The 18,138-nt window shown below is 35.9% G+C and carries 19 protein-coding genes; all 19 read right to left on the bottom strand.

What is annotated here, in order from left to right:
- Positions 1 to 18: 18 nt before the first annotated feature.
- A complete protein-coding gene (fliE, locus tag MHH96_RS14975) occupies positions 19 to 327 on the bottom strand; it encodes a flagellar hook-basal body complex protein FliE (RefSeq protein ID WP_047939999.1) in 309 nt (102 codons plus the stop codon).
- A gap of 19 nt (positions 328 to 346) precedes the next feature.
- Positions 347 to 799, bottom strand: a complete 453-nt coding sequence (gene flgC / locus MHH96_RS14970) for a flagellar basal body rod protein FlgC (protein WP_047939998.1) — start codon at positions 797 to 799, stop codon at positions 347 to 349.
- A gap of 4 nt (positions 800 to 803) precedes the next feature.
- Positions 804 to 1,187 carry a flagellar basal body rod protein FlgB gene (flgB, locus tag MHH96_RS14965; RefSeq protein ID WP_061796702.1) on the bottom strand — a complete coding sequence of 128 codons (384 nt, stop codon included), beginning with the start codon at positions 1,185 to 1,187 and terminating at the stop codon, positions 804 to 806.
- Positions 1,188 to 1,648: 461 nt separating this feature from the next.
- Positions 1,649 to 2,431, bottom strand: a complete 783-nt coding sequence (gene codY / locus MHH96_RS14960) for a GTP-sensing pleiotropic transcriptional regulator CodY (RefSeq protein ID WP_047939996.1) — start codon at positions 2,429 to 2,431, stop codon at positions 1,649 to 1,651.
- Between the two features lie 96 nt (positions 2,432 to 2,527).
- The gene (gene hslU, locus MHH96_RS14955) at positions 2,528 to 3,937 is read right to left on the bottom strand and encodes an HslU--HslV peptidase ATPase subunit (protein WP_047939995.1); all 1,410 of its coding nucleotides are present in this window, start codon (positions 3,935 to 3,937) and stop codon (positions 2,528 to 2,530) included.
- Between the two features lie 15 nt (positions 3,938 to 3,952).
- Positions 3,953 to 4,495, bottom strand: coding sequence for an ATP-dependent protease subunit HslV (gene hslV / locus MHH96_RS14950; RefSeq protein ID WP_016201113.1), 543 nt, complete (start codon positions 4,493 to 4,495; stop codon positions 3,953 to 3,955).
- Positions 4,496 to 4,529: 34 nt separating this feature from the next.
- Positions 4,530 to 5,432, bottom strand: coding sequence for a tyrosine recombinase XerC (gene xerC / locus MHH96_RS14945; protein WP_047939994.1), 903 nt, complete (start codon positions 5,430 to 5,432; stop codon positions 4,530 to 4,532).
- 473 nt (positions 5,433 to 5,905) lie between these two features.
- On the bottom strand, positions 5,906 to 7,981 hold the full coding sequence (topA, locus tag MHH96_RS14940) for a type I DNA topoisomerase (RefSeq protein WP_095257550.1): 2,076 nt from the start codon (positions 7,979 to 7,981) through the stop codon (positions 5,906 to 5,908).
- Between the two features lie 470 nt (positions 7,982 to 8,451).
- A complete protein-coding gene (gene dprA / locus MHH96_RS14935) occupies positions 8,452 to 9,321 on the bottom strand; it encodes a DNA-processing protein DprA (protein ID WP_047940271.1) in 870 nt (289 codons plus the stop codon).
- Between the two features lie 242 nt (positions 9,322 to 9,563).
- Positions 9,564 to 10,481, bottom strand: a complete 918-nt coding sequence (gene sucD / locus MHH96_RS14930) for a succinate--CoA ligase subunit alpha (RefSeq protein WP_047939992.1) — start codon at positions 10,479 to 10,481, stop codon at positions 9,564 to 9,566.
- The gene (gene sucC, locus MHH96_RS14925; RefSeq protein WP_047939991.1) at positions 10,481 to 11,656 is read right to left on the bottom strand and encodes an ADP-forming succinate--CoA ligase subunit beta; all 1,176 of its coding nucleotides are present in this window, start codon (positions 11,654 to 11,656) and stop codon (positions 10,481 to 10,483) included. The genes sucD and sucC overlap by 1 nt, the downstream gene beginning before the upstream one ends.
- 286 nt (positions 11,657 to 11,942) lie before the next feature.
- Entirely contained in the window at positions 11,943 to 12,245 is a 303-nt protein-coding gene (locus tag MHH96_RS14920) for an EscU/YscU/HrcU family type III secretion system export apparatus switch protein (protein WP_061796708.1), read from the bottom strand.
- Positions 12,242 to 13,495: a hypothetical protein gene (locus MHH96_RS14915; RefSeq protein WP_061796710.1), complete on the bottom strand. Its 1,254-nt coding sequence runs from the start codon at positions 13,493 to 13,495 to the stop codon at positions 12,242 to 12,244. Before MHH96_RS14915 ends, MHH96_RS14920 begins: the two co-directional genes overlap by 4 nt.
- A gap of 30 nt (positions 13,496 to 13,525) precedes the next feature.
- Positions 13,526 to 14,302 (bottom strand): ribonuclease HII, encoded by a 777-nt coding sequence (locus MHH96_RS14910; protein WP_095257551.1) that lies wholly within the window; start codon positions 14,300 to 14,302, stop codon positions 13,526 to 13,528.
- Positions 14,303 to 14,539: 237 nt separating this feature from the next.
- Entirely contained in the window at positions 14,540 to 15,391 is an 852-nt protein-coding gene (gene ylqF, locus MHH96_RS14905; protein ID WP_047939987.1) for a ribosome biogenesis GTPase YlqF, read from the bottom strand.
- 28 nt (positions 15,392 to 15,419) lie between these two features.
- On the bottom strand, positions 15,420 to 15,956 hold the full coding sequence (gene lepB, locus MHH96_RS14900; RefSeq protein ID WP_047939986.1) for a signal peptidase I: 537 nt from the start codon (positions 15,954 to 15,956) through the stop codon (positions 15,420 to 15,422).
- Positions 15,957 to 16,300: 344 nt separating this feature from the next.
- Positions 16,301 to 16,645, bottom strand: a complete 345-nt coding sequence (gene rplS, locus MHH96_RS14895) for a 50S ribosomal protein L19 (protein ID WP_047939984.1) — start codon at positions 16,643 to 16,645, stop codon at positions 16,301 to 16,303.
- A 220-nt stretch (positions 16,646 to 16,865) separates the two neighbouring features.
- Entirely contained in the window at positions 16,866 to 17,609 is a 744-nt protein-coding gene (gene trmD, locus MHH96_RS14890) for a tRNA (guanosine(37)-N1)-methyltransferase TrmD (RefSeq protein WP_095321290.1), read from the bottom strand.
- Positions 17,609 to 18,127, bottom strand: a complete 519-nt coding sequence (gene rimM, locus MHH96_RS14885) for a ribosome maturation factor RimM (protein ID WP_144579777.1) — start codon at positions 18,125 to 18,127, stop codon at positions 17,609 to 17,611. Before rimM ends, trmD begins: the two co-directional genes overlap by 1 nt.
- Positions 18,128 to 18,138: the final 11 nt, after the last annotated feature.

Genomic DNA, 18,138 nt, shown 5'->3' with positions numbered 1-18,138 from the left:
ATAGAAAACAGCCTTACATTAAACTGGCATTCGCATAATTTCCTGATAAGCTTCTACTGCCTTATTGCGGATTTCTAACGTAGCTTGCATGGTAATGCTTGCTTTTTGCGAGGCAATCATCACCTGAGATAAATCAACGTTTTCTCCTCTTGCTAACTTATTTGTTAGCACATCTGATTCATTTTGCGCTTGATTCACATTGTTAATTGATTCTTTTAGAAACGAAGCAAAACTTTTTTGCGTATCTGCTGCAGAGGTCTTATTACTTGTTGCCGTATTTGTTAACGGTAATGCAGATGATACAGGTGAAAAATTAATTGGTTCCATTTAAGTACTCCTTTTTGTTTTATTTACCGATTTCTAATGTTTTCATTAACATACTTTTTGATGCATTTAAAACAGTCACATTAGCTTCATACGATCTTGAAGCACTCATTAAATCAACCGTCTCTCGTAAAGGGTCCACATTGGGCATACGAACATATCCTGTTGCGTCCGCTTCTGGGTTCTCCGGATCATACACCATTTCAAACGGTGTATCATCTTCTACAATACGTGATACCTTCACACCACCTGCAGGGTTCCCGCTATTCCCTCTTGCAGCATTTAAATGAGAGGCAAATGATCCTTCTTGTTCTTGAAACACTACCTGTTTTCTTTTATATGGCTCCCACTCACCATTTACTAATCTGCCTCTTGTTGTATCAACATTTGCCATATTAGATGAAATAACATCCATTCTTAGCCGTTGAGCGGTTAAAGCAGAGGCAGTAGTATTTATACTAGCAAAAATGGTCATTTTATTACTTACCTCCTCTAATTACATTTTCAAGGGAACTAAATTTTCCGCTAATTCGATCTATTAATGCGTTGTAATAGATTTGGTTTGTCGCAAGGTCTGCCATCTCTTTTTCCATATCGACACTATTCCCACTGTTATTGTAAGTAACTCCATTCTTTGTAACGACAGCTGATGAAGCAGTATTAGCAGCAGAAAAAGGAATATGCTTACTATTCGTTACATTAGCATTCAATGCACTAGATAACGAATCTTTAAAAGTTACAGTCTTTGCTTTATAATTAGGCGTGTCAACATTTGCAATATTTTGTGAGATTACTTTTTGCTTTTGATTCGAATAATTTATTGCATTTTCTAAAGTAGTTATTGTATTTGAGAAAAGTTTCACTTCATCACACCTCGAGCAATCATTTTGAGAAAAAATTGTTGAATTTTGTTTTTTGATGACGTTTTTTTTACATGATAGCTTTTATTTTAATTAATTTGTAATAATATGTCCATGGAAAAGAGGAGAATTTTAGTGATTCTTTTTACCTATTTTAGTTAATATTTGGTTTTAATCCTCTTAAAAAAGGATAAAAAGCTATTTTTCACTGGATCATTGTTACTATTTTCATAGTCATAACTTACTAAACGTTACCCTTTTTCTTCTATCTGATTTAATATACCTTTTGTCATACTGTAATGTAAATGAAAAATAAATGGAAAATATGCGGTTTATGTCGAATAATATGTACATAACTTATTAGCTATCGATTGATGGTTAAAAAAAACTCTCATTTTTCGTCACGTAAAAAAAACCTTTTCTATAAAAGGAAAAGGTTTTTTACAATGGATAATAATTTATCCTTACTTATTTGTTTTTAACTTTTCAAGTTCTAATAAGAATTTATCGTTAAGTACTTTAATATAAGTACCTTTCATTCCTAATGAACGAGACTCAATAACACCAGCACTTTCTAATTTACGTAATGCGTTAACAATTACAGATCTTGTAATTCCAACTCGGTCTGCAATTTTAGAAGCGACTAGCAAGCCTTCACTTCCGTTTAATTCTTCAAAAATATGCTCAATAGCTTCTAATTCACTATAGGATAGTGAACTGATTGCCATTTGAACAACCGCTTTACTTCTTGCTTCTTCTTCAATTTCTTCTGCTTTTTCTCGAAGAATTTCCATTCCAACAACAGTAGCACCATATTCAGCAAGAATCAAATCATCATCGTGGAATTGTTCTTGTAATCTTGCAAGAATTAATGTTCCTAATCTTTCTCCTCCACCAATAATTGGTACGATAGTTGTTAACCCTTTTGCAAATAATTCTTTATTTTCAACTGGGAAAGCAGTATATTCACTTTCAATTTCTAAATTACTAGAAGTTGTTTGAATATTAAACAAGCTATTTGTGTATTCCTCAGGGAATTGACGATCTTCAAGCATTTTTTTCATACGATCATTTTCAATTTGCTGGTTAACTGCAAAACCTAATAATTTTCCTCTTCTGCTAACAACAAAGATATTTGCTTCGATAACATCGCTTAAAGTTTCAGACATTTCTTTGAAATTAACTGGTTTTCCAGCAGCTCTTTGTAACATTGCGTTTATTTTTCTCGTTTTTGTTAATAAATCCATTTTTTATTCCTCCTGTTAACTAAAACCAACACTTGAAATAAATCTATGTCTACTTATACCTTTCAATGCAGGAGTTTAAATTCCAATTGGCTTTCATTAGAGTATAAATTGACTTAAATCCTTATTTCTTGAGATGGCTCCTAACTTCTCCTCCACATACTTTGGAGTAATCGTTATTTTTTCCATTGTTATTTCTGGTGCTTCGAAAGAAAGATCTTCCAATAATTTTTCGAGAATAGTATGCAGTCTTCGCGCACCGATATTGTCTGTATTTTGATTGACTTCATAAGCCACTTCAGCTATCTTACGAATAGCTTCGTCAGAAAATTCAATTTCTATACCTTCTGTATGCAATAATGCTTGATATTGCTTAATCAACGCATTATCTGGTTCCACAAGAATGCGATAAAAATCATCCACTGTTAATTTAGTAAGTTCTACACGAATCGGGAATCTTCCTTGTAGCTCTGGTATTAAATCAGAAGGCTTAGACATATGAAATGCTCCAGCAGCAATAAACAATACATGGTCTGTTTTAACTGATCCATATTTTGTCACAACCGTAGATCCTTCTACTACAGGTAAAATATCTCGCTGCACCCCTTCTCTAGAAACATCCGCTGAAGAGCTGCTGTTTGATTTGCTGGCAATTTTATCAATTTCATCGATAAATATCATTCCCATTTGCTCAGCACGAACGACTGCTTCTTGGGTAACCTCATCCATATCGATTAATTTTTGAGCTTCCTCGTTCGTTAATATTGTACGTGCTTCCCTAACTGTTAATTTGCGCTTTTTCTTTTTTTTCGGCATAAAACTACTTAAAGCATCCTGCATATTCATACCCATTTGTTCCATACCAGAACCTTGGAGCATGTCAAACATAGAAGGCTGTTGTTCTTCCACTTCTACAGAAACCACTTCATCTTCCAGTTCACCTAGAGCAAGCTTTTCTTTTACTATTTTTCTCTTTTCTGATTTACTAGTTTCTTCTACAGTAGGCTCATCTTCCTCTGTGTCTGCCCCACCGCCGCCAAAAAGCATTTCCAGAGGATTTTTATAACTGGATGATTTCTTTGCAGCAGACGGAACTAACAATTCAACGAGACGATTATTTGCCGCAACTTCCGCTCTTTCTCTTACTTGAAACATCTTCTCTTCCTTTACTAAGCGTACAGATGTTTCGACAAGATCACGAACCATTGATTCTACATCGCGGCCAACATATCCTACCTCTGTGAATTTAGTAGCTTCTACCTTAACAAATGGCGCATTAACAATTTTCGCAATTCTTCTAGCTATTTCTGTTTTTCCGACACCAGTAGGACCAATCATCAAAATATTTTTCGGACTAATCTCATCTCTTAGCTTTTCATCAAGAAGGCTTCTGCGAAAACGGTTTCTTAATGCAACAGCCACCGCTTTTTTTGCATCTTTTTGTCCGACTATATATTGATCAAGTCGTTCTACAATTTGCCGAGGTGTTAAACTAGCACTTTTTTGCATATTAAAAATCCTCCCCTATAATTCTTCTACGATGATATTATTATTTGTATAGACACAAATCTCACCAGCAATCTCTAGAGCTGCTTTAGCGATATCGTATGCAGAAAGATTATCTCCTGAGTAAGTTTTTAGTGCTCTGCCAGCTGCTAAAGCATAGTTTCCGCCAGATCCAATTGCAAGTATACCATCATCTGGTTCAATTACTTCTCCTGTTCCAGATACCAATAATAGATCCGTTTCATTCATTACGATCAGCATCGCTTCAAGTTTTCTAAGAACTTTATCACTGCGCCACAGCTTCGCAAGCTCTACTGAAGCGCGCTGTAGGTTCCCATTATACTCATCTAATTTCCCTTCAAATAGTTCAAAAAGAGTAAAGGCATCCGCAACTGATCCCGCAAATCCTGCAATTACTTTCCCGTTAAAAAGCTTTCTAACCTTACGGGCTGTATGTTTCATCACAACAGCATTTCCAAGTGTGACTTGCCCATCACCGGACATTGCTGATTTCCCTTTATGTTTAACTGCAAAAATAGTTGTTGCATGAAATTGTGGCATTTCAGACATGTTACTTCCTCCTTCTACCAATTGACTATGCCCTAGGATGATAAGACATATACGTCTTTTTTAGATACTCATTTGTGACATGTGTATATATTTGTGTTGATGTTAAAAATGCATGACCTAATAATTCCTGAACCGTTCTCATATCTGCACCATTTGCCAGTAAATGCGTGGCAAATGAATGTCTCAATTTATGGGGATGAATTTTTCCTTGTGAGGATGAAGTATTCATCATTTTATTTAAGATATCACGAACTCCGTTATCTGTTAACATTCCTCCGCGATAATTAACAAACAGATAAGAATGATCTGTTGAATTTTTCATCAACTGATTCCTACCCGCTTTTATGTACGCTTCAAGAGCATTATGAGCAAAACTACCAAACGGAACATATCTTTCCTTCTGGCCCTTCCCCCTAACTAACACAGTAGAGACACTGAAATCAATATCGCTCAACTGAATTTTTGTACATTCACCAACACGAATGCCGGTTGCATACAATAATTCCAGCAATGCTTTATTTCTTAGTCCTAGGGGCGTGTTCGTATCACATGATAAAAAGAGTTGCTGCAATTCTTCCTCGTAGAAAAAATCAGGTAATCTCTTTTCTAGCTTTGGGATCGATACAGCAGAAAATGGGTTATTTTCTACTATTTTTTCCCTAAGCAAAAAACGATAAAAACTTCTCAAACTAGAGATTTTCCGAGCAATTGTTTTTCTTGCTAATTGCTTTGAAAACAGCTCTGTTAAGTATATTCTTACATCAGATGGACTTACGTCTTCTAACTTGTCTATTACTTGATCTTTCATAAAGTGAAAGAATTGGTTAATATCTTGTGTATAAAATTCTATTGTATATGGTGAGTAATTTTTTTCAATCTGCAAATAGGCAATAAATGCGTGAACATGATTGTTTAATTCCTGTTTCATAACCTCACCTCACAATGGCTTCATCATATTATCATACTTTTTAGCTACAATCAATCAATTTACATATTTTTCACAAAGTTCCGAATTGTTCGCATCATTTCTTTCACAACCTATTGTTTCTACACTCTTCCCTTTTGAGATTAAGATAATCCTAAATGATTATGGAACTTTCCTTCTAGAGTATATCGCTTTAAACACAGAAGAATTAGAATCAGCTACAAATGTAAAAAAATTGTCATTTTTTATTTCTGCTAAAATGTATGGATGATGTTCACTCATAGCATTTTACTATACGATTGAAAGAATGAAAAGTTTCTACTTTAAGCGAATTAATAATTTTTTCGCAAAATATCTATTTTTCTTCCATTATATATCTAATTTAGGGGATACTTGAAAAAGAATACTTGGGCAGTAACGTGACAAGAGAGTGAGCTTTTGCTCACCCTCAAATAAATTTATTTATTCTAGCTATTTTAACTTTGTGGTTCTTCTTTATAGTCGCAGTTTACGCACTGTACTTGAACGCCTTTTTTTAATTTTTTCTCCACTAACATATTTTCACATTTTGGACATGGTCTTTGTAGTGGTTTATCCCATGAAATGAAGTCACATTCTGGGAATCGATCACAGCCATAAAAAATTCTGCGTTTTTTACTTTTTCTTTCAATTATATTCCCTTCATGACACTTCGGACATTTCACACCAATATCCTTGACGATTGCTTTCGTATTTCTGCATTCTGGAAAATTACTACATGCCATAAATTTTCCATAACGTCCCATTTTAAATACCATCGGATGACCACATTCTTCGCAGTCCTCTCCAGCTGGCTCATCTTTGATTTCAATAGTTTGCATCTCTTGTTCTGCAACTTCAAGTCTTTTCTCAAACGTTTTATAAAAATCGTCGATAACCTTTACCCAATTGACCTTGCCCGCCTCAATATTATCCAAGTCTTGTTCCATATTGGCTGTAAACTCAATATTTAATATTTCTGGGAAAAATTCTAAAATTAACTCTAAAACAATTTCCCCAAGCTCCGTTGGAATAAATCGTTTGTTATCAAGAGCCACATAACCTCTTTTTTGAATTGTATCTAAAGTTGGTGCGAATGTAGATGGTCTTCCTATCCCCAATTCCTCTAGTGTTCTAACTAATCTTGCTTCTGTATAACGTGGAGGCGGCTGAGTGAAATGCTGTTTTGTATCAATATCCTTATTTAAGACAACATCTCCTTCTTTTAAATCTGGGAGCTGTCGATCTTTCTCATCAACGTTGTCATCTGTGCCCTCCACATATACCTTCATAAAACCTGGGAACTTAATTTTTGAACCATTAGCACGAAAAAGGACGTTACCATTTGATAAATCCACACTCATCGTATCCATAACAGCTGGCGCCATTTGGCTGGCAATAAATCTTTCCCACACAAGCTTATACAATCTAAATTGATCTCGGGATAAATATTCCTTCATCTTGCTAGGCTCACGACCTATACTAGTTGGACGTACTGCTTCATGGGCATCTTGAACCTTTGGATTTTTCTTCTCTTGTTTCTTCTCTTCACGTGTATACTCTTTGCCATATTGACTGTTTATATAGTCATATGCTTCACTTTGTGCAACCTCTGATATTCTAGTGGAATCCGTTCTCATATAGGTTATCAAACCCACTGTTCCTTCTTTTCCAAGATCTATTCCTTCATATAATTGCTGTGCTAACATCATTGTTTTCTTTGCTCGGAAATTCAATTTGCGGGCAGCTTCCTGTTGTAAAGAAGATGTTGTAAATGGAACAGCAGGATTTCTCTTCCGCTCTTTTTTACTCACTTTATCGACAGTAAACTTATTATCTTTTAACTGACTAGTAATTTTTTTTACTTCATCTTCTGAATGCAACTCAACTTTTTTTCCATTTACACCGTAAAAGGATGCTTCGAAATTATTTTTTCCTTTTATAAAACTTCCTTCAATGGACCAGTATTCTTCTGGTACAAATTCTTTAATTTCTTGTTCTCTTTCAATAATGAGACGTACTGCAACTGATTGTACTCTTCCTGCACTAAGCCCTTTTTTTACTTTTTTCCATAATAATGGACTGATATTATAACCCACTAAACGGTCTAAAACTCTTCTAGCCTGCTGAGAATCTACTAAATCCATATTAATCGCACGAGGATGCTTAAATGATTCTTTGATAGCATCTTTTGTTATCTCATTGAAAACAACGCGACAATCTGATTCGATATCAACATTTAAGCTATTTGCCAAATGCCAGGCAATTGCCTCTCCTTCGCGATCCGGGTCAGCTGCTAAATAGATTTTTTTGGCTTTTTTTGCTGCTGTTTTAAGTTCTTTTAATACTGGACCTTTTCCACGGATAGTTATGTACTTCGGCTCAAATTGTTTTTCTATATCAACACCCATTTGGCTTTTAGGCAAATCCCTAATATGCCCCATCGATGCTTTCACTTTATATTTTTTTCCTAAATATCGTTCTATTGTCTTTGCTTTAGCTGGTGACTCAACGATTACTAAAAAATCTGACATCAACTGTCCTCCTTAAGAGGGATTTAAATATTCACTATTATTGTATACTATGTTTTGATTTGTCAAACATTCCGATAACTAGCAAACGTTTTCACTCTCTTTATTTACATAATTTTATCTTTGAAATATCTATACGTTGCAAAATGTATAACAAAATGATAAAAATAGCAACACTTTTTTTGAATTTTCATGAAAAACTCCAAATTTATGGAAACAACTTTTCTTGCTCATTGGTTTGGAATAGCGTTTTTACTTTCTTAACTGCAGCTAAATCCCCTCCGGTGAATTCTCATTGGCAGAGATGTTAGTCACACTGACCGAACTAAAAAAAGATAATTCCTTAAATAATTTGCTGCTTATAGCGTATCACTTTCCTTTTGTATTGCAAACTATTTTCATTTTACTATCTGTGAAAATGATTATTTTATTTAATAAATTTGTCTGCAAAGCTATTTCTAGTTTACTTTTTCCTACTTCGATAAATGCTTCCATTCTTCTAGTATATCTTTTGCTTCAAGCACCGGCTTTGCTCCTTGTTGAATTAATTCATTTGGACCGTCTGAATAAGGACTAAATATATTGCCAGGAACAGCAAATACATCCCGCCCTTCATTTACAGCGAAATTAGCAGTTATTAAGGAGCCGCTTTTTTTCTTTGCTTCTACGACAAGTGTTCCATTGCTTAAACCGCTTATAATTCGATTTCTCATTGGAAATTGCCATTTTAGAGGCTTAGTTAACGGAGGATATTCGGAAATGACTAAATGATGTTTCATCATTTCTCCTGCTAACTCTATGCTTTCTTTTGGATAGATATGAAAAATACCTCCAGCAATAACACCGATGGTTTTGCCGCCATTTTCGATTGCCAGCTTATGGGCAATCGAATCAACCCCATGTGCAAGTCCACTTACTATGGTGATTTTCTCCTCTACTAGTTCTTTCATCAACCTTGTTATTACTTTGGTACTATAATTGGTAGCTAAACGCGAACCTACAATTGCAAGCTTTCTCTTCGATTGCAGCAGCTCAAGATCTCCTTTTGCATAAAGAACCCAAGGTGGTTGATATATTTCTTTTAAAAACGGCGGATATAACGGATCAAAAAATGTAATTGGATGAATTTGATTATACCAATATTGGTTTAATTGTTCTTCAACATGATGAGAATGGATTGTTTCTACTATTTCCTTTTCCATAGTAGGTGACATCGAGGATATAAAGGAAGGGATTTTCTCCAACTGAAGAGTGGGATCTTCTTTTAGAAGACGATCGATCATTTTCCAGCTGATTCCTTGACAATGATGTAATTTCACTAATAATTTATTTATTATTTCCATCTTTTCTTCCTTTCGCTTTCTACTTTTCACAAAGAAATCAGCTAAAAATACAAAAGAAAGAGAAACATAAATTAAATAAGGATTATCTTCCTTCATTATAATTAGTTTTTCTGAAAATTCCTAGTATTGAGGTACTGTTTCTATTGTAAATTAATAGATTAGCTACATATGCCATCCTCTTTAAAAAAATCAAGAAAAAACCTAGCCTTATTTAGTGGAATAAGGCTAGATTAAGCTTTTCTCTATTTTGCTACCACTTCATGTGTCTTACATTTTTCGTATAACGACTGCTCTTTTAACACCTCAATAAGTGTTGCCCCCATATCAGATGGTGTTGGGGCTACTTTAATGCCACATTCCGTTAGAACACTAATTTTCTCATCTGCTGTTCCTTTACCGCCAGAGATTATCGCCCCCGCATGGCCCATACGCTTTCCTGGAGGAGCTGTACGACCGCCGATAAATCCAACAACTGGCTTCGTCATGTTTTCTTTCACCCAGCGGGCTGCTTCTTCTTCAGCCGTCCCACCAATTTCCCCAATCATGATAACTGCATACGTATCTTCATCTTCATTAAATGCTTTTAGTGTATCAATAAAATCTGTTCCATTAACTGGATCTCCACCAATTCCTACAGCTGTTGACTGACCAATCCCAGCTTGAGAAAGCTGATGAACAGCCTCATATGTTAAAGTACCAGAACGAGAAACAACGCCTACATGCCCTTTCTTATGGATATAACCTGGCATAATGCCAATTTTACATTCTTCTGGGGTAATTACACCTGGACAGTTTGGTCCTATTAATCTAGTCTTTTTCCCTTCCAAATAGCGCTTAACTTTCACCATGTCCAGAACAGGAATATGTTCGGTAATACAGATTACTAAGTCTAATTCGGCATCAACTGCTTCTAAAATAGCGTCTGCTGCAAATGGAGCTGGTACATAAATTACGGATGCATTTGCTTCGGTTACATCCACTGCATCTTTAACGGTATTAAATACCGGCACTCCTTCTACCGTTGTACCACCTTTCCCTGGTGTTACCCCGCCAACTATTTTAGTTCCATATTCAAGCATTTGTTTAGTATGAAATAGTGCTGTTGCACCTGTGATTCCTTGGACAAGGACTTTTGTATCTTTATTAATAAAAACACTCATTATGCATTCCCTCCTTGTTCTACTAGGGTTACAATTTTCTCAGCACCATCAGCCATTGATTCTGCTGCGACAATATCTACTCCAGATTCACGAAGAATTTTTTTGCCAAGCTCCACATTTGTTCCTTCCAAGCGAACAACTAATGGTACATGAAGACTAACTTGCTTTGCGGCTTCTACAATTCCAGTCGCAATAACATCACATTTCATGATGCCTCCAAAAATATTGACAAAAATCCCCTTCACATTAGAATCAGATAGAATGATTTTAAATGCTTCCGTTACTTTTTCTGCTGTCGCACCGCCCCCAACATCTAAGAAATTGGCCGGTTCTCCGCCATAATGCTTAACAATATCCATTGTTGCCATAGCAAGTCCAGCACCATTGACCATACAGCCAATATTTCCATTTAAGGCAATATAGCTTAAATCATATTTAGAAGCTTCTAATTCTTTTTCGTTTTCTTCATCTAAATCTCTATAGGCAACAATATCTTTATGTCTATACAATGCATTTGAATCAAAATTTAATTTTGCATCCAATGCGATAATATTTCCATCTTCCGTTAAAACTAAGGGATTAATTTCAGCAATAGAGCAGTCTTTTTCAACAAATACTTTATATAATCCAGTCATAAAGGCAACCGCTTTATTAACTTGCTTGCTCGGAATGTTAATAGAGAAAGCAACTCGACGTGCTTGAAATGGTGTTAAGCCAGTCACTGGATCAATAACTTCTTTTACAATCTTCTCTGGGTACTTTTCTGCAATTTCCTCAATTTCTGTACCGCCTTCTTCAGAAGCCATCAATACGATTCTAGATGTTGCTCGATCCACAACAAAACCTATGTAATATTCCTTCTTGATCCGGCAACCTTCTTCAATTAATAATCGTTTTACAACTTTTCCTTCGGGACCTGTTTGGTGAGTTACTAATGTGCTCCCTAGAATGTCAGAAGCATATGTTTGTACTTCATCTAAGCTTTTGGCAACTTTTACTCCTCCAGCCTTACCGCGACCACCTGCATGGATTTGCGCTTTCACTACCCATACATCACTATTTAATGTTTCTGCAGCTCGCACTGCCTCTTCTACTGTAAAAGCTACTTTTCCTTTTGGTACTGCGACGCCATTTAATTCTAAAATCTCTTTCCCCTGATATTCATGAATATTCAAGCTTCCACACCCCTTATTTTCCCTTTTTGTGTAAAATTGGAGACAACTGCATGATGACTTTCGTGAATGAATAACTTTTTCCCATCCATTCATTTGTTTTTTCCAAAACATAAGTATCGTTATCACTGTATTAATATTCTTTTCGAGAGCAAATTACGATTATTTTATGTATTTAGAAAAGACAAAAATATGTTCACGCTTTCATTTTAAAGGAAAAAACCTTTCTTTGTCTATAAAAAAGGCTTTTATCTTTAAATATTTTACAATTAAAAATATTTTTTCTTTCTTATTTTGCTTTTTCCCCCTCTTTTTCCGTTACTTCCTTCTCTAAAGCATAAATAAATGCAAACACTTCTGCCACTGTCATGTATAAATCTTCAGGAATTTGTTCATTTATATTTAATTTACTTAAAAGCTCTACAAGAGAGGGATCTTCTTGAATTGGAATGTTCTCTTTTTTGGCACGTTCCAGAATTTGTTCTGCGATCACGCCTTTGCCTTTTGCAATAACGGTAGGGGAAGCGTGTTTTTGCTGTTCATAAGTTAATGCTATTGCTTCTTTCCTTTTTAAAGAATGGTGTTTATTCATATTTTTATATCCACCCCTCTGTAGGCATTTCCTTTCACTGCTTGTTGGGAACTCCATATGGGTTTGTTTTCTTTTGACAAGTCTTTCACATGAATAGACAGTAAGGTATAATCTAATTCCCGTAGTTTTTCTTTTAAGGGCTCCTCTGCCTGTTTAATTAAGGGCATTATTTTTGTTGACTGATCATTTAATATAATCATGTTCATGATTCTATTTTGAATATGGATATCAATAACTGTATCTTTTAAATTAGCCAGTTCTAAGTAAAAAAGAATGCGACAATAATTACTATCGACTTTTCCATCTGCTGTTTTTCTGCCATTATATTGCATTGTCACATCCACTTGTTGATTAAAAAAACGAAGAGGAATTTCTGTTATCATTTGCATCATTGGACCTGTTTGCTGACTGATAAGCTGATACCCTGTCACTTTATCAATTAATTGACCTGCAGTTTCTTTCACAACATCAGGGATATCTTTTCCCATCAATCCTAGCAGCAATGGTTTTAATATTTCTTTAGTTGTTTGCTCCTCTATTTGCGTATGCTGTAACAATCCCGCTTCAAACGAATAGCCCATTTTATGCAGAACAGCTTTTAGTGAAGCAACGATATTATCTTGAGCAACCTTTCCACTCTCACTAATCCCCGAAAGGACATCCGCTACCTTTGGTTCTTTAATATGATAGGTAGACAACTGCTGCTGAAGTTCATTTAGCAGCACACTAACTCCTTTATTGGATTGCAAGGCGGAAATACTTGCAAATACTTCCTTTGTCAGAGGGAGCTCTCTTTCCATCATAAGACCGATAGTAGCAAGCTCCTGTTTCCCTATTGATTTTGGCAGCCATTCACCTATAGATCTTATCGCTTCTTTCGAAATTGGTAGATTATTAGATAGTAAAAAATGAAGAAGCAGTTTATTTTCTTTCGTATCGGTAAGATGCAGCTGCTGAAGTAATCCATTGATATTCCCCTTTGCAGCTGGAACTTCTGATGACTGCGGCAATACTTTTAGAACTGGTTTGTTATCTGTAATGGAAACTTGAAACCAATAACTTTTATCAAGAGTTAACGGAATCGTTAGGTTTGCAAGCATTTTTTGTGAGCCTATTTGTACCTCTGCCATTTGTTGAGGAAAAAGTTTCGTTAATTTCCCATAAACTAGTTGTCCATCTCGTAATTCCAGACTTTTATTACTCATAAGGTTTTCTTGAAATAAAGTTTGGACAATATGGTTCACATTCATCTTTCTCTTCCTCCTTCCTTACAGATTCAGCTAGTTATTTTCTACCATCTCTTTCACAGGGGAAAAACTTTTACGATGATGAATGGTAATTCCGTACTCTTTAAGAGCAGCTAAATGTTCCTGTGTCCCATAGCCCATGTTTGTCGCAAAATGGTATTCTGGATATTCTTGATGCAGCTCTTTCATCATACGATCTCTTGTCACTTTTGCTATTATACTAGCTGCAGCAATAGAGACACTTTTACTGTCTCCTTTAATAAGAGATTGACTTGGATATGGTGTCGTTAATTTCATTGCGTCAATTAGTAAGTAGTCTGGCGTTTGTGAAAGTTCATTAATTGCTAGAAGCATCCCTTTTTTTGTTGCTTGATAAATATTTATACGATCAATTTCAGCAGGTGAAATAATTCCCACGCCAATGGCAATTGCTTCTTTTTGGATTATCTCGTAAAATAATTCTCTTTTTTTCTCAGATAATTTTTTTGAGTCATCGATACCTGGTAAATAGAAATCTTCTGGCAGGATGACAGCTGCTGTAACAACAGGCCCTGCAAGCGGTCCTCTGCCAACCTCATCGATTCCTGCTATATATGTATAACCTTGCTTTCTGATAATTTGTTCATAGTGGTTCATTGATAGAAAGTGATGATGGAGCTTTTCTTCCTTCTCTATCCGCTTCTTCCACGCTTCTAAAAGCTTCTGAGCCCCTTTCCTCTCGTCTTTTTCTAATTCAAGGATAAATGGGTCATTTACTTCCCTTATTGCTTCTAGCGCCTCTTTGATATCTTTCATTGTTGCTAATTTCATTGTTTACACCTCAGTAGTTATATCGGTTCAATCGCTTCCTTTTTTATAGCCCCGATCACATTCCCTTCCAAGAGACCGGTCCTATAAATGGTCCTATTATTCCGTGTGGGATGCTTCATATCATTTCTTATCTCCCATATGATTCAAAGCGCTGGACCTAATCATTTATAGGTAAATATATATTACATAAAAAAGAGAAGTGTCTGTTTTTAGCCACTTCTCCTTGCAGTTTTTCCCTTACATTTCGTCTGCTCTTTCAAAAGTTAGCGGACCAAACTTTTCACCTCTAATGTCACGAATAATTAGTTCCGTTACTTTATCATAGTTAACGATACCGCCACCCGACAGAGCTCCTCTTATCTCACCGATACGATCAAACAGCTCTACTGTATCTTCTGGAATTATTTCTAATTGGTACCTTTCTTTTAAACGTTGCGGATACTCTTTTTCCAAAAAACGAAGTCCGAATATAGCAATGTCCTGCAAATTCAAAATTGTATCCTTTATCGCACCTGTTAATGCAAGCTTTAAGCCTACTTCCTGATCTTCAAATTTCGGCCATAGTATTCCAGGTGTATCTAATAACTCCAGTTCTTTCCCTACTTTAATCCATTGCTGCGCTTTCGTCACACCAGGTGTATTCCCCGTTTTGGCAATGTTTTTCTTTGCCAACCGATTAATTAAAGTAGATTTACCTGCATTAGGAATTCCAACAATCATCGCTCGAATGGCTCGAGGTCTAATCCCTTTCGCTTTCATCCGATCAAATTTTTCTGCTAGTACTTCTTTTGCTAAAGCAGTAATTTCTTTCATTCCAACACCTGCTTGAGAGTTAATCGCAAGTGCTCTTATCCCTTGACTTTGAAAATAACGAATCCATTCTTTCGTTCGTTCTTTATCTGCCATATCTGCTTTATTTAACAAAACAATTCTTGGCTTATGCTGGATAATTTCATCAATCATTGGATTTCGTGAAGATTGCGGAATTCTCGCATCCACTAATTCAAAAATAATATCAACTAGCTTTAATTTTTCCGTTACTTGCCTTCTGGCTTTTGCCATATGCCCTGGAAACCATTGTATAGTCATGCATGCACCTCTATTTCTCCCACTAACATTATTCTACTATTTTCCAATCAGCTATTGGCCAATATACCACACTCGTAGTACCAATAATTTTATCAAAGCCAATTGTACCGATATGACGACTGTCTTTACTATTGCGACGGTTATCTCCCATCACAAATAATTCTCCTTTTGGCACAGTTGCTGTAAAGTCTTCTGTTAGAGGGCCTATTACGCCTTCTTTATTATGTTCTAAATAAGGTTCTTCATAAGCTTGTCCGTTCACATATAAAACATCATCGCGATATTCAATTGTATCTCCGGGTAGACCAATTACTCTTTTTATATAGTCCTTACCTTCTGGAGCGTGGAACACAACAATATCAAAACGCTTCGGTTCACTTACTTTGTAATTTATCTTATTGACAATCATTCGATCTTGATCTAGCAATGTAGACTGCATGGACTCACCATCAACTACAATTGGAGCAAATAAAAAATAGCGAATAACAACAGCAAGTAAAACAGCAATTATTAATGCTTTACTCCATTCCCAAATTTCATTTTTCTTCTTCTTTTCAGTTGCCATACCTTTCACCAATCCTTAACTGAACAATATAGGTATTTTTTTATGTATGGTTAAAAGTTCTCTACCATGATAATATTTTAGCGGAATTTCCGGATGAAGTAAAATTGGAAAGATTGCAGTTGGACTTTTGTTCCAGATTACTCCAATTATTCGCATATAGATTAGAAATAGATTTGCTAAGTTGTGATTCCATTTAAAGACCACTTCAGTTTCCTTTCTCAGCATCCCCCTCATTTTTGGATGAATTATAGGACTATTATTTCTAATATGCGAGTTTTCTATAAGCAGCATTTAAGGATATAAAAAAGAGCTTGTTACAAGAACAGGCTCTTTTTTGGTAACAATTATCGAATTTCTTTAATACGAGCTTTTTTACCACGCAGGTTACGTAGGTAGTAAAGTTTCGCACGGCGTACTTTACCGCGACGGATAACTTCTAGCTTCGCAATTTTAGGTGTGTGAACAGGGAATGTACGCTCAACGCCAACTCCGTAAGAAACTTTACGTACTGTAAAAGTTTCGCTGATTCCACCACCACGACGCTTAATTACAACACCTTCAAATAACTGAATACGCTCACGAGTACCCTCAACAACTTTCACGTGTACACGTACAGTGTCACCAGGACGGAACGCAGGAAGATCAGAACGAAGTTGTTCTTTTGTAATTTCTTCTATTAATTTTTGCATCGTTTTCAACTCCTTCCAACAGACGCTCTTGCACTCATAGATAGAGACCACTTGCAGCGGAACATCGTTATAAGACCCTTCACAGAAATTCATCTGTTTAAGTCACAAGTGTTATCTTAACATAAAAGGAGCATAACAGCAATATTTTTTCTGAAAATAATAGTATTACCTTGCTCCTTAATAGATTCCTTCATCAAATCATCAACAATTCCATCCCCCATTAGCTTGGATGATGCTGATTTGTTAGCTCTTTTACCAACTTTTTCTGCTTCTCAGTCAGCGGATAATTTTCGAGTAAATCTGGTCGTCTTTCAATCGTTCTTCGGAAGGATTCCTTTTCTCTCCATTCATCAATATGTGCATGATTTCCAGAAAGCAGCGTGTCTGGTACCTTCATTCCTCGAAAATCGGCTGGACGAGTGTAATGAGGATGCTCCAACAAACCAGTGCTAAAAGAGTCATTAACATGGGATGCTTCTTTTCCAAGCACGCCTGGTAATAAACGTACTACACTATCAATAACGACCATAGCCCCTAATTCGCCGCCTGTAAGGACATAATCACCAATAGAGATTTCATCTGTCACTAAATGTTCTCTAATTCTCTCATCATAGCCTTCATAATGTCCGCAAATGAAAATCAAATGCTCTTCTTGTGCTAATTCCTCTGCTTTTGCTTGACTGTATCTTTCGCCTTGAGGGCACATCAAGATGACACGAGGCTTTCTGTTATCTTTTGGTTTTAGAGCGTCCACAGCGTCAAATATAGGCTGTGGCTTCAACACCATTCCCGCACCTCCTCCATATGGATAATCATCAACGGTTTGATGTTTATTATCGGCATAATCGCGAAAATTGACGATCTTATAAGCTACTTTTTCCGCTTCTTGTGCTTTTTTTAAAATGGAGCTATGAAGGACGCCTTCAAACATCTCAGGAAATAAAGTCAATACGTCAATTTTCATTAAGACAACAGCCCTTCCATCGGCTCTATGACAACTACTTTTTCTTCTACATCTACTTTCATGACTACCTCTTCAATATAAGGAATTAAAATTTCACTCTTATCTTTACCCTTTACCACCCAAACATCATTTGCACCTGGTGTTAAAATTTCTGTGATTTCTCCAAGTTCTTCTCCTTTAACTGTCACTACTTTACAGCCAATAATTTCATGGAAGTAATATTCATTCTCCGCAAGCTCACCTAAAAAACTCTCTGGAACCTTCAGGAGACCACCCTTCATAAATTCTACATCATTTACATTATCATAGCCTTCAAATGTAAGTAGATTGAAGTTCTTATGCTCACGATGACTTTTAATTTTCAGTTCTAGGGGATTTGCTTTATCGTTTTGAAAAAAATAAATGGTGTTTCCAATTTTATATCGTTCTTCTGGAAAATCAGTACGAGAAATGACGCGGATTTCTCCTCTTATCCCATGGGTATTTACAACTTTTCCAACATTAAACCATTTTTCCATTACCTTCACCT

Source organism: Niallia sp. FSL K6-0212 (assembly GCF_038007605.1).
Taxonomy (GTDB): Bacteria; Bacillota; Bacilli; order Bacillales; family Cytobacillaceae; genus Niallia; species Niallia circulans.
This window is presented reverse-complemented; position numbering and strand designations above follow the sequence as displayed.